This window comes from Solitalea canadensis DSM 3403 (genome assembly GCF_000242635.2).
Taxonomy (GTDB): Bacteria; Bacteroidota; Bacteroidia; order Sphingobacteriales; family Sphingobacteriaceae; genus Solitalea; species Solitalea canadensis.
This window is the reverse complement of the sequence record NC_017770.1, coordinates 2,409,372-2,425,733: the sequence shown is the minus strand read 5'-3', so window position 1 is coordinate 2,425,733 and position 16,362 is coordinate 2,409,372. Positions and strand designations below refer to the sequence as shown.

The window sequence follows — 16,362 nt, the reverse complement described above, 5'->3', positions numbered from 1 at the left end:
CAATCAACTAACGCTTTTTTGTTAAATAGTTTTCCACTTTTTCAATTTTCCTTTCAACAGAAGCTACAATTTCGGATATTCGTTTTCGCCAACCTTAACTAATGCTTCAACAAACTTTAACACTTTATAAGAACGCTTACAGCGGTCTATCTCGTCCTACGTGGTTATTATCATTCGTAATCCTGATTAACAGAGCAGGGGCGATGGTACTGCCATTTATGACTGTATACTTAACTCAGGAACTTCATTATTCAATTGCACAGGCTGGTGTTGTAATGGCTTGTTTTGGAGCAGGAGCGATTATTGGAGCCTATTTTGGAGGAAGATTAACTGATAAATTCGGCTTTTCGAATTTACAGTTTTGGAGTTTGTTTTTGAACGGCTTCATGTTCATCGTATTGGGACAAATGCACTCAATCTATGCAATAGGAGCTTGTTTCTTTGCATTAAGTGTTATTGGAGAGTCATTCCGTCCGGCAAACTCAGCAGCAGTTGCTTATTACAGTGCTCCTGAAAATCGCACACGATCTTATTCTCTCAACCGGTTGGCGGTTAACCTAGGATTTTCCGTTGGTCCTGCAATCGGAGGTTTATTGGCGGGTATCAGTTACAACCTGTTGTTTTGGGTAGATGGTATCACGTGTATTGTGGCGGCGATATTACTCCGAATGTTTTTGCCAAGGGTTACCAAAACACCGGAAAAAGAAGTTGCCCAAAAAAGCATAACAGAAAATACCCAATCGGCATACAAGGATAAAGTGTATTTATCATTTATCTTTTTTGTAACGCTGTATGCTATTTGTTTCTTTCAAATGTTTACCATCATTCCGGTATATTATAAAGAGGTAGTGCATTTAAAAGAGTGGCAAATAGGCTTGGTTATGGCAATGAACGGTATTTTGATTGCCATTATTGAAATGGTTATGGTGTATAAACTGGAAGGAAGGCGATCGCCATTGGTTTACATTAGCAAAGGTACCTTATTACTCGGTTCGTCATTTCTGATGTTTAATATTTTGGGACCTTCAGCTATGGTGGTGGTTATATCAATGTTGGCCATAACCTTTGGCGAAATGTTATCAATGCCCTTTATGAATTCATTTTGGATAAGCAGAAGTTCAGAAAATAATCGAGGTCAGTACGCAGCATTATATACCATAGCCTATTCAATAGCCCAAGTATTATCTCCAACTTTGGGATCTCGCATTGTCCAGAATTATGGTTTTACAACTCTCTGGTATGTGATATCGGGTTTGTCGCTTGTAATATTTGCCGGTTTTTGGATGTTAAAAAACAAATTAGAAGCAGCTAAGGAACCAATAGCCGAACAGGTGTTAGTAGATTAAGATTTTCAGGAAAAACCACTTCATTTCCTCATAAATATACGCTAACTTAATGTCTAAACGTTCTTCTTTTAAAACCTACGTTTATGCAGAAACACACCTATCAATCCGGCATAGTCGGGAATTGTGCGTTTATTGCGCATGTACACAAGAATACAGATATTTCATGGTTATGCTGGCCCCGGTTCGACAGTAGTTTTGTTTTTGGAAGTTTACTCGATCAGGAAAAAGGCGGATCATTTACGATTTTACCTGAAGGCTCTTTTACCTCCCGTCAGTTTTATGTTGAAAACACCAATGTGCTTTGTACAGAGGTAGAGTGTTCGGAGGGTATTTATCGCATTATCGACTTTGCCCCAAGATTTTACCAATATGAACGGTATTATAAGCCTTTGATGCTTGTACGTAAAATACAGGTAATGTCGGGCAATCCACGTGTAAAGATTACATGTAGGCCTACAAAAAATTATGGTGAAAGCGAGCTTGAAAGATTTGTGGGCAGTAACCATGTTCAATATAGCGGACTTGCCAATCCTATCCGACTTACCAGTAATTTTCCTTTAAGCCATATTGTTGCCGGAAAGTATTCGGCACTTAATGAAACCAAATATCTCGTGCTAACTTTTGGAACTCCATTAGAAGCCCCATTGGAAAGTACGGCGGAAGATTTTTTACGAAAAACGACTGTTTACTGGCAACAGTGGGTTAAGAATACGGGTATCGGAAATATGTACCAGGAGCAGGTAATACGATCTTCTCTTGCTTTAAAAATACATCAGTTTGAAGATACGGGTGCCATAGTTGCAGCAAGTACCACTAGTTTACCCGAATTTGATCAGAGTGGCCGCACCTGGGATTATCGATTTTGTTGGCTAAGGGATGCTTATTATATTCTACAGGCTTTTAACAATATTGGTCACTTTGAAGAAATGGAGGGGTATTTTAATTACCTCGCTAATATTTCTGAAAATGAGAAAGGACGTTATCAGCCTTTATTTAGCATTAGCGGTGATGCCAATTTAAGGGAACGTGAGGTTGATTTGTACGGTTATCTTGGTAACAAACCGGTGAGGGTGGGCAATCAGGCATCAGAACATATTCAAAATGATGCCTACGGTCAAATGCTCCTTTCCTTATTACCGCTTTACACCGATAAACGCTTTACATATTCAGAACGTCATGATTCTGCTAAATGGGTAGAAAACATGTTACTGAAAATTGAAAATACCATCGACGAAGAAGATGCTGGTATTTGGGAATTCAGGCATATTGCTCAACGCCATTGCTATACCAATTTATTTCAATGGGCCGGCTGTCAGGCAGCGATGAAGATCGCAGCACACATTAATAATATCCCGTTGGAGAAGAAGGCAATGGAACTTGCCGATAGAGCCGCAAAGCATATTGAGGCTTGTTACGATCCGGTTCGTGAGGTGTATACGCAGGCTGAAGGAACAAGTAATTTGGATGCAAGCACATTACAATTGATAATGATGGGTTATCTCGATCATAGAAGTGAAAAAGCAAGGAAACATTTGGAAGCAGTTGAGGATGAATTAAAGGCCCCTGGAGGTTTGTTTTACAGGTATAAACACAAGGACGACTTTGGTATTCCTGAGACTACTTTTTTGATTACTGCTTTTTGGTATGTGGAGGCACTTGCATGTGTGGGTCGTATTAAAGAGGCTACAGAAGCGTTTGAAAATCTCCTGAAGTATACAAATCATTTGGGCCTATTAAGTGAAGATGTGCTATGGGAAGATGGCAGCCAGTGGGGTAATTTTCCACAAGCATATAGCCATGTGGGTTTAATGAATGCAGCCTATCGGATTGCGAAGAAAATTGATAAACCGGATTTTTTATCTTTTTAAACTGGAAAGAGGCGTTGGTTAACTGACGCCTCTTTCCAAAATATCAATAACAAGCATTTAGCAATCGCTTACTCTACGTTTTCCTGTATTTGCTCTTTAACCAAATTTTTGAGCAAAAGCCTTACATCATTTGGTGAATGTAAGTAAAAGGCGGCTACAGAACTGGTGCTACCTACCTTAATATTAACGGCATTTTTAGGCATTGCTTTAAACGTATCCTCATCCGTATGATCGTCGCCAATGGCTAAAATAAATTCATAACTATGACGATCAGTCCATTTTTTAGCAGCCTTGCCTTTATTTATTTCGGCGCTTTTAACCTCAATAACTTTATTACCATGCATTATCTGAAGGCCTCTATCTGCTGTTAAGTATTTCAAATTCTCCACCAGTTCTTTAGCCCGCAATTCAGCCAGTCCAACTTCCACATTGCGATAATGCCAAGCTACCGAATAGCTTTTATCTTCAATAAACGAACGAGGGGTACGTTCATTTATCGCCTGCATGATATTGTATACATCTTCTTTCCATGCTACATCAATCTCATGGTGTGTCCAATCTTTGCCTTTGCGCTTTATCCATGCACCATGCTCCGCAACAATGTTCATATTCAGTTTGCCGAACCATTCTTCTAACGTTTCCTGTTTGCGGCCACTTATTAATACAACCGTATTTTTCGGATCGGCAATTAACATTTCCAACAATTGAAGTAAATCCCAGTCGGGCCAGGCGAGTAATGGATTGTTATTAAAATCAACCAGTGTTCCGTCATAATCTAAAAACAATAATCGTTTTTCGGCACGCAGGTATCGCTCTCCAATCATTTCTTGAATTAATGGAGAAATCTCTCTTACAGAAAGCCGGCGTTGCAGTGTTTTAGCATCTTCCAAGCGTTGCATAAAAACCTTTACCCAGTGAAAAATGTTGAACCGGGCAACGATTTCCTGCATTGCAGTCATTCTACGTAATTGTTCTTCATCTGGCATTTCAAGGGCCTGAACCAATGCATTTACATAACTTATCTGATCATTAGGGTTAATAATAATGGCATCATTTAACTCTCTTGATGCTCCCGCCATTTCACTTAGTACCAGAACGCCTTTCTTATCGATTTTACTGGCTACGTATTCCTTACTTACCAGGTTCATACCATCACGCATAGGTGTAACAAGGGCAATATCTGCAGTTTTATACAATGCGGATAGTAGTTCAATCGAAAATGAGCGATAGAAATATTGGATAGGTTGCCAGTTTAAGGTTCCATAGCGGGCGTTAATATCACTTACCAGCCTGTCGACCTCTTCCTTTAGTTCACTGTATTGTTTTACCGTATCACGAGAGGGTACAACCAATTGCACAAACACCACTTTTTCTTTGTACTTCGGAAATTGTGAAAGTAATTGATCAAATGCTTTTAGTCTGTTTATTAGTCCTTTACTGTAGTCAAGCCGGTCAACCGATATCATTAATTTGGCTTCACCCTTTCGTCTTATGATATTATCTTCATGCTGTTTAAGTACTTTATTACTGGCCAGCTCGTTGTATTTTACATAGTCAATACTGATCGGGAATGCATCCACAATAACCGGAAGGTCGTTTACATATAGCTGGTTATTAATAGAAGTTAATCCTAATATACGTTGACAAGAATTAATGAAATATTTAGAATCATCAAATGTATGAAATCCGATGAGGTCGGCTCCAATTACTCCTTTTATCAGTTCAGCTCGCCAGGGTAGCAGCCTGAAAACTTCAAAAGAAGGAAATGGAATATGTAAAAAGAATCCAATGCTAACATCTTGCATTTTGCTCCGGATCATTTGAGGAACGAGCATTAACTGGTAATCATGTATCCATACTTGATCTCCGTTTTTAAGGTTAGCTAAAACAATGTCAGCAAACTTTTGATTTACCGCTTTATAGCTTTCCCAGTTTTCTTCAGAGTAGCGGGCATAGGAAGGAAAGTAGTGAAACAGTGGCCAGAGCGTTTCATTAGAAAAACCCTCATAATACTTGTTTATCTCTTCATCGGATAAAAAAACCGGAAATAGGCTCTTTTCTTTTAAATCGACAGAAACCTGTTCTTTAAGCATATCATCTTCAATGATTGCTCCGGGCCATCCAATCCAAATATTGTTTCCTGTTCTGTAAATACTTCCTAAACCAGTAGCAAGGCCACCTTCACTGTTTTGATACGCAATTTGCCCACTGTTAAAGGTGATTTTAACAGGCAATCGATTGGAGACAATAATTGTTTTAGATTTATTCATATACTAGTGCTAATAATGATTAAATAAGACAAGTTCTGTACCCAAGAATAATGGGCATTCAAAGTACGCAGGATATTATTATAACAGCTTTTTGTAGATTAAATTGCCCGGAAAATTGAATTTCTTTAATTATATTCTTTTAAAATTGCTTCAATATCAGTTAAGTAACTCATGCCAAATAAGTTTAAATGAACAAGTAAAGGATATAAGTTATGGATTGGAAAGCGACTTTCATATCCTTTTTCCAATGGATAATATTCGTCGTAAGCTTTGTAGAATTTTGAATTGAAACCACCAAATAAAGCACTCATAGCAAGATCCATTTCTCTGTTTCCGTAATAAATTGCAGGATCAAAAATGCGTGCTTTACCGTCAGACCCACACATCATATTTCCATTCCATAAGTCGCCATGGAGTAAAGATGGTTTTTCTTCGGGGATAAGAGTATAGAGCTTTGAATAGAAACCATAGAATTTCTTAAGATGCGAATTGGTCAGATAACCCTTGTTAAAAGCAGCTTCCACTAAAACCTGTAAGCGATTAGCAACAAAAAAATCGACCCAATTAGTGTAATGATGATTGTACTGAGGTAAACTTCCTATAAAATTAGTATAAGCCAAGCCATGTAATGTAGTTGTATTTGAATGTATGATGGCTAATTGTTTGGCAAAATCTTCCCAAAAAGTTTCTTCAGGAGCATGTGGTTCAATCCATTCTAAAATAAGGAAAGCGGTGTAATCAATAACTCCAGAGCCAATTAGTTTAGGAACCAAAATAGGACAAGCCGTTCTTAATACATTCAACCCGATTTCTTCGGCTTCAAACAATTTATGGAAAGAAGCATCATTCCATTTAATAAAAAATGTACCGGAATTGGTAACAACTTTAGCAGCGCTGCTAATAGAACCTCCTTCTACGAGATGAAAATCATCAATGATTACATCTGCATTTAGCACTTGAGAGAGTGCCTGTTGGAGCGTAGTTTTCATATACGTAAAGATAGCTAAATTTTTTACCGTTAAGATGGAGTTGGGTAAGGGTGATGCCAGATACGTTTAACATTTCATAACTTAGCATCGTTGTGTCTTTTTCGATTTTTGAAAACGCTATGTCTGCTAATCACGAAGTATTAAAACAATATTGGGGTTATTCATCATTCAGGCCGTTGCAAGAGGAAATTATTGAATCTGTGCTGGCTGGTAATGATACACTTGCATTAATGCCTACAGGAGGAGGGAAATCAATCTGTTTTCAGGTGCCGGCTATGCAAATGGAAGGCGTTTGCATTGTAATTTCTCCGCTAATTGCTTTAATGAAAGATCAGGTGGAAAATCTGAAAAGCAAAGGCATAAAAGCTGTTGCCATTTTTTCAGGGATGAGTTACCGAGAAATTGATTCAGCATTAGATAATTGTGTTTACGGTGATGTTAAGTTTTTGTATATGTCGCCCGAACGCCTGTCAACTGAAATTGTGAAGGTGCGGATAAAAAAAATGAAGATTTGTTTTGTGACAGTAGATGAATCGCACTGTGTTTCGCAATGGGGGTATGATTTCAGGCCTTCCTATTTGAAAATTGCCGGACTAAGAGAATTACTCCCCAATATTCATTTCTTGGCGTTAACAGCCACGGCTACAGCAGAAGTAAAGCAAGACATCCATGATAAATTACTTTTTAAAGACGGTAAGGTATTTCAAAAAAGTTTCGAACGCCCTAATCTCACCTATGTGGTGAGGTATGGAGAAAATAAACATGAAAAGATGCTGGAAATTATGCGAAAAATTCCTGGCAGCGGTATTGTTTATGTACGCAATCGAAGAGAAACCCAGGAGATTGCCCATTTTTTATGGACAAATAATATAAAGGCCGACTTTTATCATGCAGGTGTACCAACGGTTGATCGGTTTAGGAAACAGAACGCCTGGATCGGAAATCAGTTGAGAGTAATAGTAGCGACAAATGCGTTTGGAATGGGTATTGATAAACCCGACGTTCGTTTTGTAATCCATTTAGAAGCTCCCGAAAGTCTGGAATCTTATTACCAGGAAGCAGGCAGGGCAGGGCGCGACGAAAAGAAGGCCTATGCAGTGCTGTTGTATAATGAAACGGATAAGATAGAAGCACTCCAAAAGCAGGAGATGGCATTTCCGGAAGTAGAAGAAATCAGGGCTGTTTACCAGGCATTAGGAAATTATCTTCAACTGGCAGTTGGTGCTGGTGAGGGCTTAAGTTTCGACCTGGATTTAAATGAGCTTTGTAATCGATTTAATTTAAAGGCTATAAAGGTTCTGAACTGTTTAAAATTTTTGGAAAAGGATGGATACCTGAGTTTTTCAGAAAACGTATTTTTACCATCCCGGATGAAATTTGCGGTTAGTAATGATGAGTTATATCGATTCCAGATTGCTAACTCAGTATTTGATATTCCTATTAAGATAATTTTACGTTCTTACGGAAGCTTGTTTGATAATTATGTTTCCATAGATGAACGTTTATTGGCTTCTCGTACTCATACAGATTACAAAACTTACCTCCAGGTACTAAATAAATTAAACGAGTTGGGGATCATCTATTATTTCCCTCAAACGGACTTGCCGAGAGTAACTTTTCTAACTCCAAGAGCTGATGCTAAGTCTATGTTTATCAATAAAGTTTATATAGAAGAGCGAAAAAGAGACCAGCGAGCAAAGCTTGAATCGATGATGAGTTATGCTGAAGAAAAGGAGGTTTGCCGTAGTGTTATGTTGTTACATTACTTCGATGAGAAAAACGCACAAGAATGTGGTGTTTGCGATGTATGTTTAGCATTTAAAAAACATGTAACAAAAGAAGACGGTTTGGATGTTTTTCGCAACTTAATTGTTGCAAAACTTTCGGATGGTCCCGTGCTGCTTTTGGATTTACAAACAAAATTTAATAGCTATCCGGCAGAGGAAATTACAAATTTTATAAGGTTGTTACAGGATGAAGGTACGTTAAAAGTAAATGAGAATAATGAAATCAGCCTATTGTAGAAATTGTAACTTTTTCAATTTAAGAAACAAGGTAAAATTGACCTTTCTTAAATGTTAAAAAATCTTAATTAAATGTAATTTTTCTATTTCTCAGTAGCCCCGTTTTTACATCTTCGTCGTTAGCATGTTACTTGATTTGTGCAGAATATTTGTCGTTCTGTTTGCAATTTTGGTGTGTTGAAAATCAGCAGCTAACCACTGGTTTTCATTAACCAATCACTAACACTTATAACACACTAAACACGAGATTATGAAAACAACTATTAAAAGTATCGGTGCATTTGCATTAGCAGCATTACTTATGATAAGCACAATGTCATTTACCACAGTTAATGACGATAGCAAAACTAAAAAAGCCAAAAAAGAAACTACTCCAGTTCGTAAAGAAATGCAGGTTGCCGCTTTTGAAACTGTAAAAGTAAGTGGAAACTTTAAAGTAATGCTTTCACAAGGTAATGAGCAAAAAATTATCATTGAAGCACCAGAAGAAATGGCAAACGCTGTTCAGTCATTTGTGTCTGAAAACGAATTGAATATTTATACAACAGATGCTGTTAAGAAAAAAATAACACTTTGGATTACCTTAAAAGACATCCATAATATCAGCACCTACGGCGATGTTAAAGTTGTAAAAGAATAAATTCTGCTGAAATCTATAGCAAGGCCGTTCCGATTTTAACCGGAACGGCCTTGTTGTTTTATAATCATGGTACATGTACTTGTAATTTAACGAGCATATTCAGGTAAATATACGCTTGATTAGCAAGTTGTTTTATTGTGAAATTTGACTAAGTGAATGAGATACAGTTGATTGATTTTTTTATTTTAAAAAAAAACACTTTCAAAGTGCAACATTCATCAAACTTATAGCGTCAGAAAAACAAATAACTAACACTAAATAAACACAACGATGAAAACGCTCTCTAAACTAATCGCTGTTGCATGGGTTGCTTTAACAAGCATTTTGTGGGTTGGTAATGCTCAGGCAGCCGATCAGGTTAAGAAACCAAAACTTACCCGTTCATTGCAACATTTTACTAAAGTTAATGTGGAAGGAAATGTCAGATTAATTATCAGTAATGGTGATAATGACCAACTCCTGATGCTTTCTAAAGAACATCTTACTTCTAAGCAAATTAAAGTTGAAGTTAAGGATGGTGTATTAAGCATTAAATCAACAATGAGTCGCTTTGCAGGAACTCCTCAGATTGTGGTTTTTGCGAAAGACTTGCAAGCAATTGAAGCTTGCAAAAATGTTCAAATTGAGTCATTAAGCACATTTAATGCAATAGAATTGAGCATAACACTCGATCAGGAAAGTTCCGCTAATTTAACTATTGATGTCTACGAACTGTATTCTCAGGTAACTCTTGGCTCAAAATTAATGGTAAAGGGCTCTGCTGAAGTGCACAATATTAAAACAGATCAATCGGCTTGTATTGACGGCTCATCTTTCATTGTAAATAATTACAATGCTGAACTAAATGGCATCTGCGATTTTAAGGCAGTTGTTAAAGATCAGTTCAACTATAAAAATGGAACACCTGCTAAAATGAGTTTGGCCGGACAAGAAGTTTCCATTTCAAGCCTTTATTAGGTCCATTAATAAGAAATACTTTCTTCATGCGCTATATACTAAAACGGTTATCCGAAAGGTAACCGTTTTTTTATGTTAGTAATCTTTTGATTGTTAGAATAATAAGCTGAAATGCCTTTATTTAAGTATAAATTGATCTTTTTTAGAACAATTGGAGTAGTGAATGAAGGTGTATTTTATTAGTTTGCAATGTGAATATTACTGAAGAACAAGTTATACAATTAGCTCCTGATACATCATCTTTAAAAGCCGGACAACAACTAGCCACAGTAGCTAAATGGGTGAAACGTCATGTACATGAAAAAGCCATATGGGGATATTGTCAGGGTAGTGGGAAAGAACCTTATAAGACCATGATCGATCGGGCTAACCTGGCTTTTAAATGTTCGTGCCCAAGCCGTAAATTTCCTTGTAAGCATGGTATTGCACTTGGCCTTTTATATGCGAAGAATCCCGGCGATTTTCAAGTAGAAACTACGTTAGCAGAACTGGTTGAAGAATGGATAGGTAAACGTGAAGTAAAGGCCGAGGTTAAGAAAGAAAAAGAAGAAAAACCGGTAGATGAAGCTGCTCAGAAGAAACGTGTTGAAGCAAGAGAAAAAAAGGTAAAGAACGGTATTGAAGAACTGAGAACTTGGCTTAAAGACACTGTGCGTACCGGAATTGTGAATGTACCTCAACAAGCTTACAATTTAACAACTACCATTGCTGCACGTATGGTTGATGCACAAGCATCCGGTTTAGCCACCATGGCAAAAGGGCTGTCGTCAGTTGATTTCTATCATGAAGGATGGGAAAAAGTATTTCTTAAAAAACTAAGCAAAATCTATCTTTTAACAGAAGGGTATAGGCAACTTGATAATTTGCCTCCATTATTAGCGCAGGATGTCAGATCGCTTACAGGGTGGACAACCTCCAAGGAAGAGGTGTTGGCAGGTAATTCGGTTAACGATAACTGGGTGGTATTATCCATTACAACAGAAGAGGATGATAAGGTAACCACAGAAAGAATCTGGATGTATGGACAAGAATCAGCGTGTTTTGCTTTGCTGCTTAATTTTTATGGAGGTGGACAAACTGCCCAGCATACCCTTTATTCCGGTGCTATTGTAAATGCGGAGTTAGCTTTTTATCCTTCTGTATTGCCACTTAGGGCCATTATAAAGGATCAAACAGCTATTGCACCTTTTACTTCATTAACAGGTTTTGGAAGTTTTAAGTCGATAACTGAGCTGGTTGCCCAAACGTTATCGGTATTACCTTTTGCTGAAAAAGTTCCGTGTCTTTTGTCCAATGTTAAGATTAACCTGACAAATAAAAAATGGTTGCTAATGGATGCTGATAATTTATCATACTTGTTGAATAATACGGAAAACACTTGTTGGAAAGCCTTAGCAATTAGCCAAGGATTGCCATTTTCGGCATTTGCTGTTTATGAAAACGAGAAATTAACGATCCTGTCCATGTGGACAAAAGCTAACTTTTACTCAATAGTGTAATGCATTCAGAAGATATAATTAAGTCGGCTCTTTTAGGGACTGATAAGTATATTCCCAATGCTCCCTCTGCATTGACGGAATGGGATAGTTCCCTGCAAGCGACAAAAGAAGATAAAGAGGATTATTTTCTAAAGTTAGCTGTCGGTGCCCTACTGTTTGATGAGTTAGGAACCGATCCGGTTAAGGTAACAGATGTAGGTACAGTTTGCCCTTGTGAAACGAAAGAATATATTTCAATAAAGGCAACCTCATTACTTAATCAATTACTACAAACCAAGGAAGAGCTTTTATTTAGCTATTTTATCAATTTATGCTGGGAGCAAGGAAAGGTGGTAACTCCAGAATTTGTACCGGAACTGCTTGATAAAGCATTTGTCAATAAAAATAAAGAAAGCGCTCTAAGTTTAGTTGAAGTTTGTGGCGAAACAGGTAAATGGCTAACCGGATTGAGTGAATCATGGAGCCAATTATTCAATCCTCAGGGTACTGATATATGGGAAACAGGGAGCTTTGTGCAGCGTAAAAGTTACCTTAAACAACTTCGTGAACAAGATCTTCGAGCTGTAATTCCATTACTGGAAAAAACAATTGCAGAAGAAACTGCTTCCAATCGTCAGGAGTTCCTTGAAATATTTGCCATTGGTTTAAGCCTAGACGATGAGTCTTTTCTGACAGGGTTTATTGCTGACCGAAGTAAAGTGATTAAACAAACGGTTTACAATTTATTAAGATCGTTAAGAGGTTCTGCTCTTAACCTTTCTTATATCGAATTTCTTAAAAAGGTTTTGTCTGTACAGGAACAACGTGCTTTTATCATTGTTAAAAAGAAATCGTTGGTGATTAGTAAAGAATTTACTCCTGATAAGGAATTATTTGAGTCAGGAATCGGAAAGATCAGCTCCCAGAAAGGAGTTGATGATAGTGATTTTTGGGTTTCCGAGTTGATTCAATATGTTCATCCGGAAGATCTTGCCAGTTTGTTGGGTACAACTGTCGGAGAAGCATTAGAGCTATTTTTGGATCATCCACAAAAAAAGCTTTTCACTCCGTCATTGATTCAAGCTGTAAATACTTATCGATATACCAGCTGGCTCGATAAGTTAATTGATCAAAAAGAGGTAGACGGAAAAAGCTTAATTCATTTGATGAATGTAACTGATCGTTATAAATACCTGGAGCAGCTGCTTGAAAACGAATTAAGCTATGTTATCCAGTTGGTATGTGATTTAGATGAAAACGAACTGATACCAGCTGCATTCGCAGAAAAACTTCTTTTAAAGCTAAAAAAAGAACCTTACACTGTTTATCAGAATGGTTATGCTTTGCTTGCAATGCATTTACCTCAGTCGGTTTGTGGTACATTGGAACGATATTACAATACTGGAAATGAACAGGCACATGACAGATACCTTTCAACCCAGTCGGCAGCAATGCTTCGTATCATTGAAATCAGAGAGAAAATAAAAGATTATTTAAGTAATAATTAACAACTATTTATGTCATCAATACTTCGTCAGCACGCTGAAGAGCAGTTTGCATCAGAATTAGAAGAACTTATAAAACAAGATAAAAACGTTAAACCTCAAAACTGGCAACTATCACCTCAGGCTGTTGTAACGTACTTGGTAGGCGGTAAGTTGAGTAACGGATTTGAAATCACACCAAAGTATATAGGAAGTCGCCGACTGATGGAAATCGCGGTAGCTACACTGACTACCGACAGGGCCCTGTTGTTATATGGCTTGCCTGGTACAGCGAAATCATGGGTATCGGAGCATATTGCTGCAGCAATTGCGGGCGATTCAACAATGGTTGTACAAGGAACAGCAGGTACAGGAGAAGAGGCTGTTCGGTATGGGTGGAATTATGCGCGGTTACTTTCTGCCGGTCCGGTAATCGATGCAATTGTCGAAACACCTGTTATGAGGGCAATGAAAGATGGTAAAATCGTGAGGGTAGAGGAGTTGACCCGTATCAGCTCCGATGTGCAGGATACGTTAATTACCATTCTTTCAGAAAAAACATTGCCCATACCTGAGTTAAATACGGAAGTACAGGCTGTAAAAGGCTTTAACCTGATCGCAACAGCTAATAACAGGGATAAAGGTGTTAATGAGTTATCAAGTGCATTAAAACGCCGTTTTAATACCGTTATTCTTCCGGTTCCTTCTTCAATGGACGAAGAAATTGCAATTGTGCAACAGCGTGTTTCGGGCTTTAGTAAAGCGATGGAACTTCCTATTGAAAGACCAATTCTGGAAGAAATACAACGTATTGTAACCATCTTTCGTGAGCTTAGAGCAGGGGTTTCCATAGATGGAAAGGCCAAACTTAAATCCCCTTCAGGTACACTAAGTACGGCTGAGGCAATTTCTGTAATGAATAGTGGATTGTCACTTGCTTATCATTTCGGTGACGGAAGTTTAAAAGCAGATGATATTGCTTCGGGGGTAATTGGTGCGGTTATTAAAGATCCTGTTCAGGATAAAATTGTTTGGCAGGAATATCTTGAAACAGTGGTGAAGCAACGTGATGGATGGAAAGACATTTATCGCGCATGTAGGGATCATGTTTAACAAGAATGCCTGATTTACATTTCTTAGGAATACGCCATCACGGACCAGGTTCGGCGAGGCATGTTAAAGAATCTATTGAACAGATAAAACCTGATATTATCCTGGTAGAAGGTCCTCCCGAAGGAGAGGAAATGTTGCAATGGGTGATCAGAAAGGAAATGAAACCGCCGGTTGCTTTATTGGGCTATGTTCCTGATAATCCGCAAAATGCTGTTTTCTATCCCTTTGCAGTTTATTCTCCAGAGTGGCAAGCCATCTATTATGGAATCTATAATAATATTCCGGTCAGGTTTATTGATATGCCATTGGTAAATAAACTGGCTTTTGAAAAAGAAGCAGAAGAAAATTCGGATTCGACTAACATTGGTAAACAGCCAATTGCGCATTTGGCTGAAATTGCTGGATTTGAAGATGCTGAAGAATGGTGGGAACATCAGTTTGAAATTAATCATCAGCCACTTCAGGCTTTTGAAGCTATATCACATTTAATGCATTCGTTGCGCGAAACTTTTCCGGATAAAAGTGAAAAGGAAATGATTCGTGAAGCCTTTATGCGAAAAAACATTCGTTTAGCTCAAAAAGAAGGTTTTTCCCGTATAGTGGTTATTTGTGGTGCATGGCATGTTCCTGCATTGCAAACAATGCCTGCACAGAAAGAGGACGACCAGTTATTAAAGAACTTAAATAAAGTTAAAGTAGATACGACATGGATTCCCTGGACGAATGATCGTTTGTCATTTGAGAGTGGTTACGGAGCTGGGGTAAATTCACCAGGCTGGTACCAGCACCTTTGGGTTAATCCCGACGATAACGGAGTGATATGGTTAACTCATGTAGCCCGTTTATTCAGAAATAACCGCATGGATGTATCTTCTGCTCATGTAATTGAGTCGGTCCGACTGGCTCAGTCACTGGCTGCGATGAGAAACTTGCATCGGCCCGGTTTAAAAGAGATGAATGAAGCTGTTCAATCAGTGATGTGCAACGGAGAAGAAGTGCTGATGCGATTGGTGTGGGATCAACTTATTGTCGGGCTGGAAATGGGAGAAGTTCCTGAAGATGTTCCTCAGGTTCCATTACAAAAAGACCTTGAAATTGCTATCCGAAAACTTCGTTTAAAACAACTCAATGAGAGTAAGTCGATTACATTTGACCTTCGCGAGGAAAACGATCTGGCTAAAAGTATTCTGCTTCATCGTTTAAATGTTATTGGCGTAAAATGGGGAAGACAAGGGTATGCCTCAGGGAAAGGAACTTTTAAAGAGGAATGGGTGATTAAATGGGAACCTGAGTATACCATACAACTATTGGAAAAAGCAGTTTGGGGAAATACGCTTGAACTGGCTGCCAATAACTATCTTTCTTACAAAGCCTCTGAAACTAATGAGCTTTCGGATGTAGCACTATTATTGGAACTTGCGATACCGGCAGACCTTCACGAAGGTATTTTCAGCGTAATGAATCGAATGGATTTACTGGCGGCTAACACAACTGATGTTCATTCATTAATAAAGGCTTTTATTCCGTTGGTAAAGATTAAACGTTATGGGAATGTTCGAAAAACAGATCTGGATATCATTCAGTTAATAACAGATACGCTTTTTAGCAGAATTTGCATAGGGCTTCCTTCTGCTTGTTCGGGAATTGATGAAGATACGGCTGAACAATTTGATATGCTCATTAACGAAATGAATCAATCCATGATGTTGTTGGAGGATGAGCTGCAGGCGGAATGGATACAAACATTGTTCAGAATTATTAATAGCAACAACTCAATTGCTTTATTGCACGGCCTAAGTTGTAAGTTGTTATTTGATTGGAAAGCGACAGACAGCCAAATAATAGCTGCTGAGTTTAATAAGGCCTTATCGATAGCGAATGATCCTGCTTATTCGGCGATGTGGCTGCAGGGCTTTTTAAGTGGAAATGTAACTACATTGTTATTGGATGATGTCATTTGGGGTATTATAAATAATTGGGTTGGAGATTTGGACGAAGAAATTTTTCAGCAATTGATTCCTTTACTAAGGCGGACATTTGCAACATATACATCTCCTGAAAAACAAAAAATTGCCATAAAGGCAAAATCGGGCATTTCAGGTCATGTAACACCTGTAATTAACCGAGATTTCGATACCGAAAGAGCTATAAAGATAGTTCCTGTTTTAAATCAATTAATGGGTATTAATTAGT

At 38.0% G+C, this 16,362-nt stretch carries 11 protein-coding genes; 9 read left to right on the top strand and 2 right to left on the bottom strand.

Annotated elements, in window-relative coordinates; genetic code table 11:
* Positions 1-101 precede the first annotated feature (101 nt).
* Together SOLCA_RS10055 and SOLCA_RS10050 are read left to right on the top strand one after the other, a co-directional pair.
* Complete coding sequence (locus SOLCA_RS10055) at positions 102-1,346, top strand: MDR family MFS transporter (protein WP_014680340.1); 1,245 nt, start codon at positions 102-104, stop codon at positions 1,344-1,346.
* 83 nt (positions 1,347-1,429) lie between these two features.
* Positions 1,430-3,214 (top strand): glycoside hydrolase family 15 protein, encoded by a 1,785-nt coding sequence (locus tag SOLCA_RS10050; protein ID WP_014680339.1) that lies wholly within the window; start codon positions 1,430-1,432, stop codon positions 3,212-3,214.
* 68 nt (positions 3,215-3,282) lie between these two features.
* Here SOLCA_RS10050 and SOLCA_RS10045 read toward each other — a convergent pair whose 3' ends face one another.
* Complete coding sequence (locus tag SOLCA_RS10045) at positions 3,283-5,484, bottom strand: bifunctional alpha,alpha-trehalose-phosphate synthase (UDP-forming)/trehalose-phosphatase (RefSeq protein WP_014680338.1); 2,202 nt, start codon at positions 5,482-5,484, stop codon at positions 3,283-3,285.
* 125 nt (positions 5,485-5,609) lie between these two features.
* Positions 5,610-6,473: a fructosamine kinase family protein gene (locus tag SOLCA_RS10040; RefSeq protein ID WP_014680337.1), complete on the bottom strand. Its 864-nt coding sequence runs from the start codon at positions 6,471-6,473 to the stop codon at positions 5,610-5,612.
* A 119-nt stretch (positions 6,474-6,592) separates the two neighbouring features.
* Between SOLCA_RS10040 and SOLCA_RS10035 the strand changes: the two genes are divergently transcribed.
* The 7 genes from SOLCA_RS10035 to SOLCA_RS10005 all read left to right on the top strand — a co-directional run bounded on the left by SOLCA_RS10035 (position 6,593) and on the right by SOLCA_RS10005 (position 16,361).
* On the top strand, positions 6,593-8,497 hold the full coding sequence (locus SOLCA_RS10035) for a RecQ family ATP-dependent DNA helicase (protein WP_042479621.1): 1,905 nt from the start codon (positions 6,593-6,595) through the stop codon (positions 8,495-8,497).
* A 250-nt stretch (positions 8,498-8,747) separates the two neighbouring features.
* Positions 8,748-9,137, top strand: a complete 390-nt coding sequence (locus tag SOLCA_RS10030; RefSeq protein WP_014680335.1) for a GIN domain-containing protein — start codon at positions 8,748-8,750, stop codon at positions 9,135-9,137.
* A gap of 270 nt (positions 9,138-9,407) precedes the next feature.
* Complete coding sequence (locus SOLCA_RS10025) at positions 9,408-10,094, top strand: GIN domain-containing protein (RefSeq protein ID WP_014680334.1); 687 nt, start codon at positions 9,408-9,410, stop codon at positions 10,092-10,094.
* 191 nt (positions 10,095-10,285) lie between these two features.
* Positions 10,286-11,593 (top strand): SWIM zinc finger family protein, encoded by a 1,308-nt coding sequence (locus tag SOLCA_RS10020; protein ID WP_014680333.1) that lies wholly within the window; start codon positions 10,286-10,288, stop codon positions 11,591-11,593.
* The gene (locus SOLCA_RS10015; protein ID WP_014680332.1) at positions 11,593-13,080 is read left to right on the top strand and encodes a DUF5691 domain-containing protein; all 1,488 of its coding nucleotides are present in this window, start codon (positions 11,593-11,595) and stop codon (positions 13,078-13,080) included. The genes SOLCA_RS10020 and SOLCA_RS10015 overlap by 1 nt, the downstream gene beginning before the upstream one ends.
* 9 nt (positions 13,081-13,089) lie before the next feature.
* Positions 13,090-14,169: an ATP-binding protein gene (locus SOLCA_RS10010; protein ID WP_014680331.1), complete on the top strand. Its 1,080-nt coding sequence runs from the start codon at positions 13,090-13,092 to the stop codon at positions 14,167-14,169.
* Positions 14,170-14,174: 5 nt separating this feature from the next.
* Entirely contained in the window at positions 14,175-16,361 is a 2,187-nt protein-coding gene (locus SOLCA_RS10005) for a DUF5682 family protein (RefSeq protein WP_014680330.1), read from the top strand.
* The last annotated feature ends 1 nt before the right edge of the window (position 16,362 follow it).

Excerpts from the sequence above, each read along its gene's own strand:
- SOLCA_RS10055 (WP_014680340.1), top strand. The coding sequence starts at position 102 with ATGCTTCAACAAACTTTAACACTTTATAAGAACGCTTACAGCGGTCTA.
- SOLCA_RS10050 (WP_014680339.1), top strand. The coding sequence starts at position 1,430 with ATGCAGAAACACACCTATCAATCCGGCATAGTCGGGAATTGTGCGTTT.
- SOLCA_RS10045 (WP_014680338.1), bottom strand. The coding sequence starts at position 5,484 with ATGAATAAATCTAAAACAATTATTGTCTCCAATCGATTGCCTGTTAAA.
- SOLCA_RS10040 (WP_014680337.1), bottom strand. The coding sequence starts at position 6,473 with ATGAAAACTACGCTCCAACAGGCACTCTCTCAAGTGCTAAATGCAGAT.
- SOLCA_RS10035 (WP_042479621.1), top strand. The coding sequence starts at position 6,593 with ATGTCTGCTAATCACGAAGTATTAAAACAATATTGGGGTTATTCATCA.
- SOLCA_RS10030 (WP_014680335.1), top strand. The coding sequence starts at position 8,748 with ATGAAAACAACTATTAAAAGTATCGGTGCATTTGCATTAGCAGCATTA.
- SOLCA_RS10025 (WP_014680334.1), top strand. The coding sequence starts at position 9,408 with ATGAAAACGCTCTCTAAACTAATCGCTGTTGCATGGGTTGCTTTAACA.
- SOLCA_RS10015 (WP_014680332.1), top strand. The coding sequence starts at position 11,593 with ATGCATTCAGAAGATATAATTAAGTCGGCTCTTTTAGGGACTGATAAG.
- SOLCA_RS10010 (WP_014680331.1), top strand. The coding sequence starts at position 13,090 with ATGTCATCAATACTTCGTCAGCACGCTGAAGAGCAGTTTGCATCAGAA.
- SOLCA_RS10005 (WP_014680330.1), top strand. The coding sequence starts at position 14,175 with ATGCCTGATTTACATTTCTTAGGAATACGCCATCACGGACCAGGTTCG.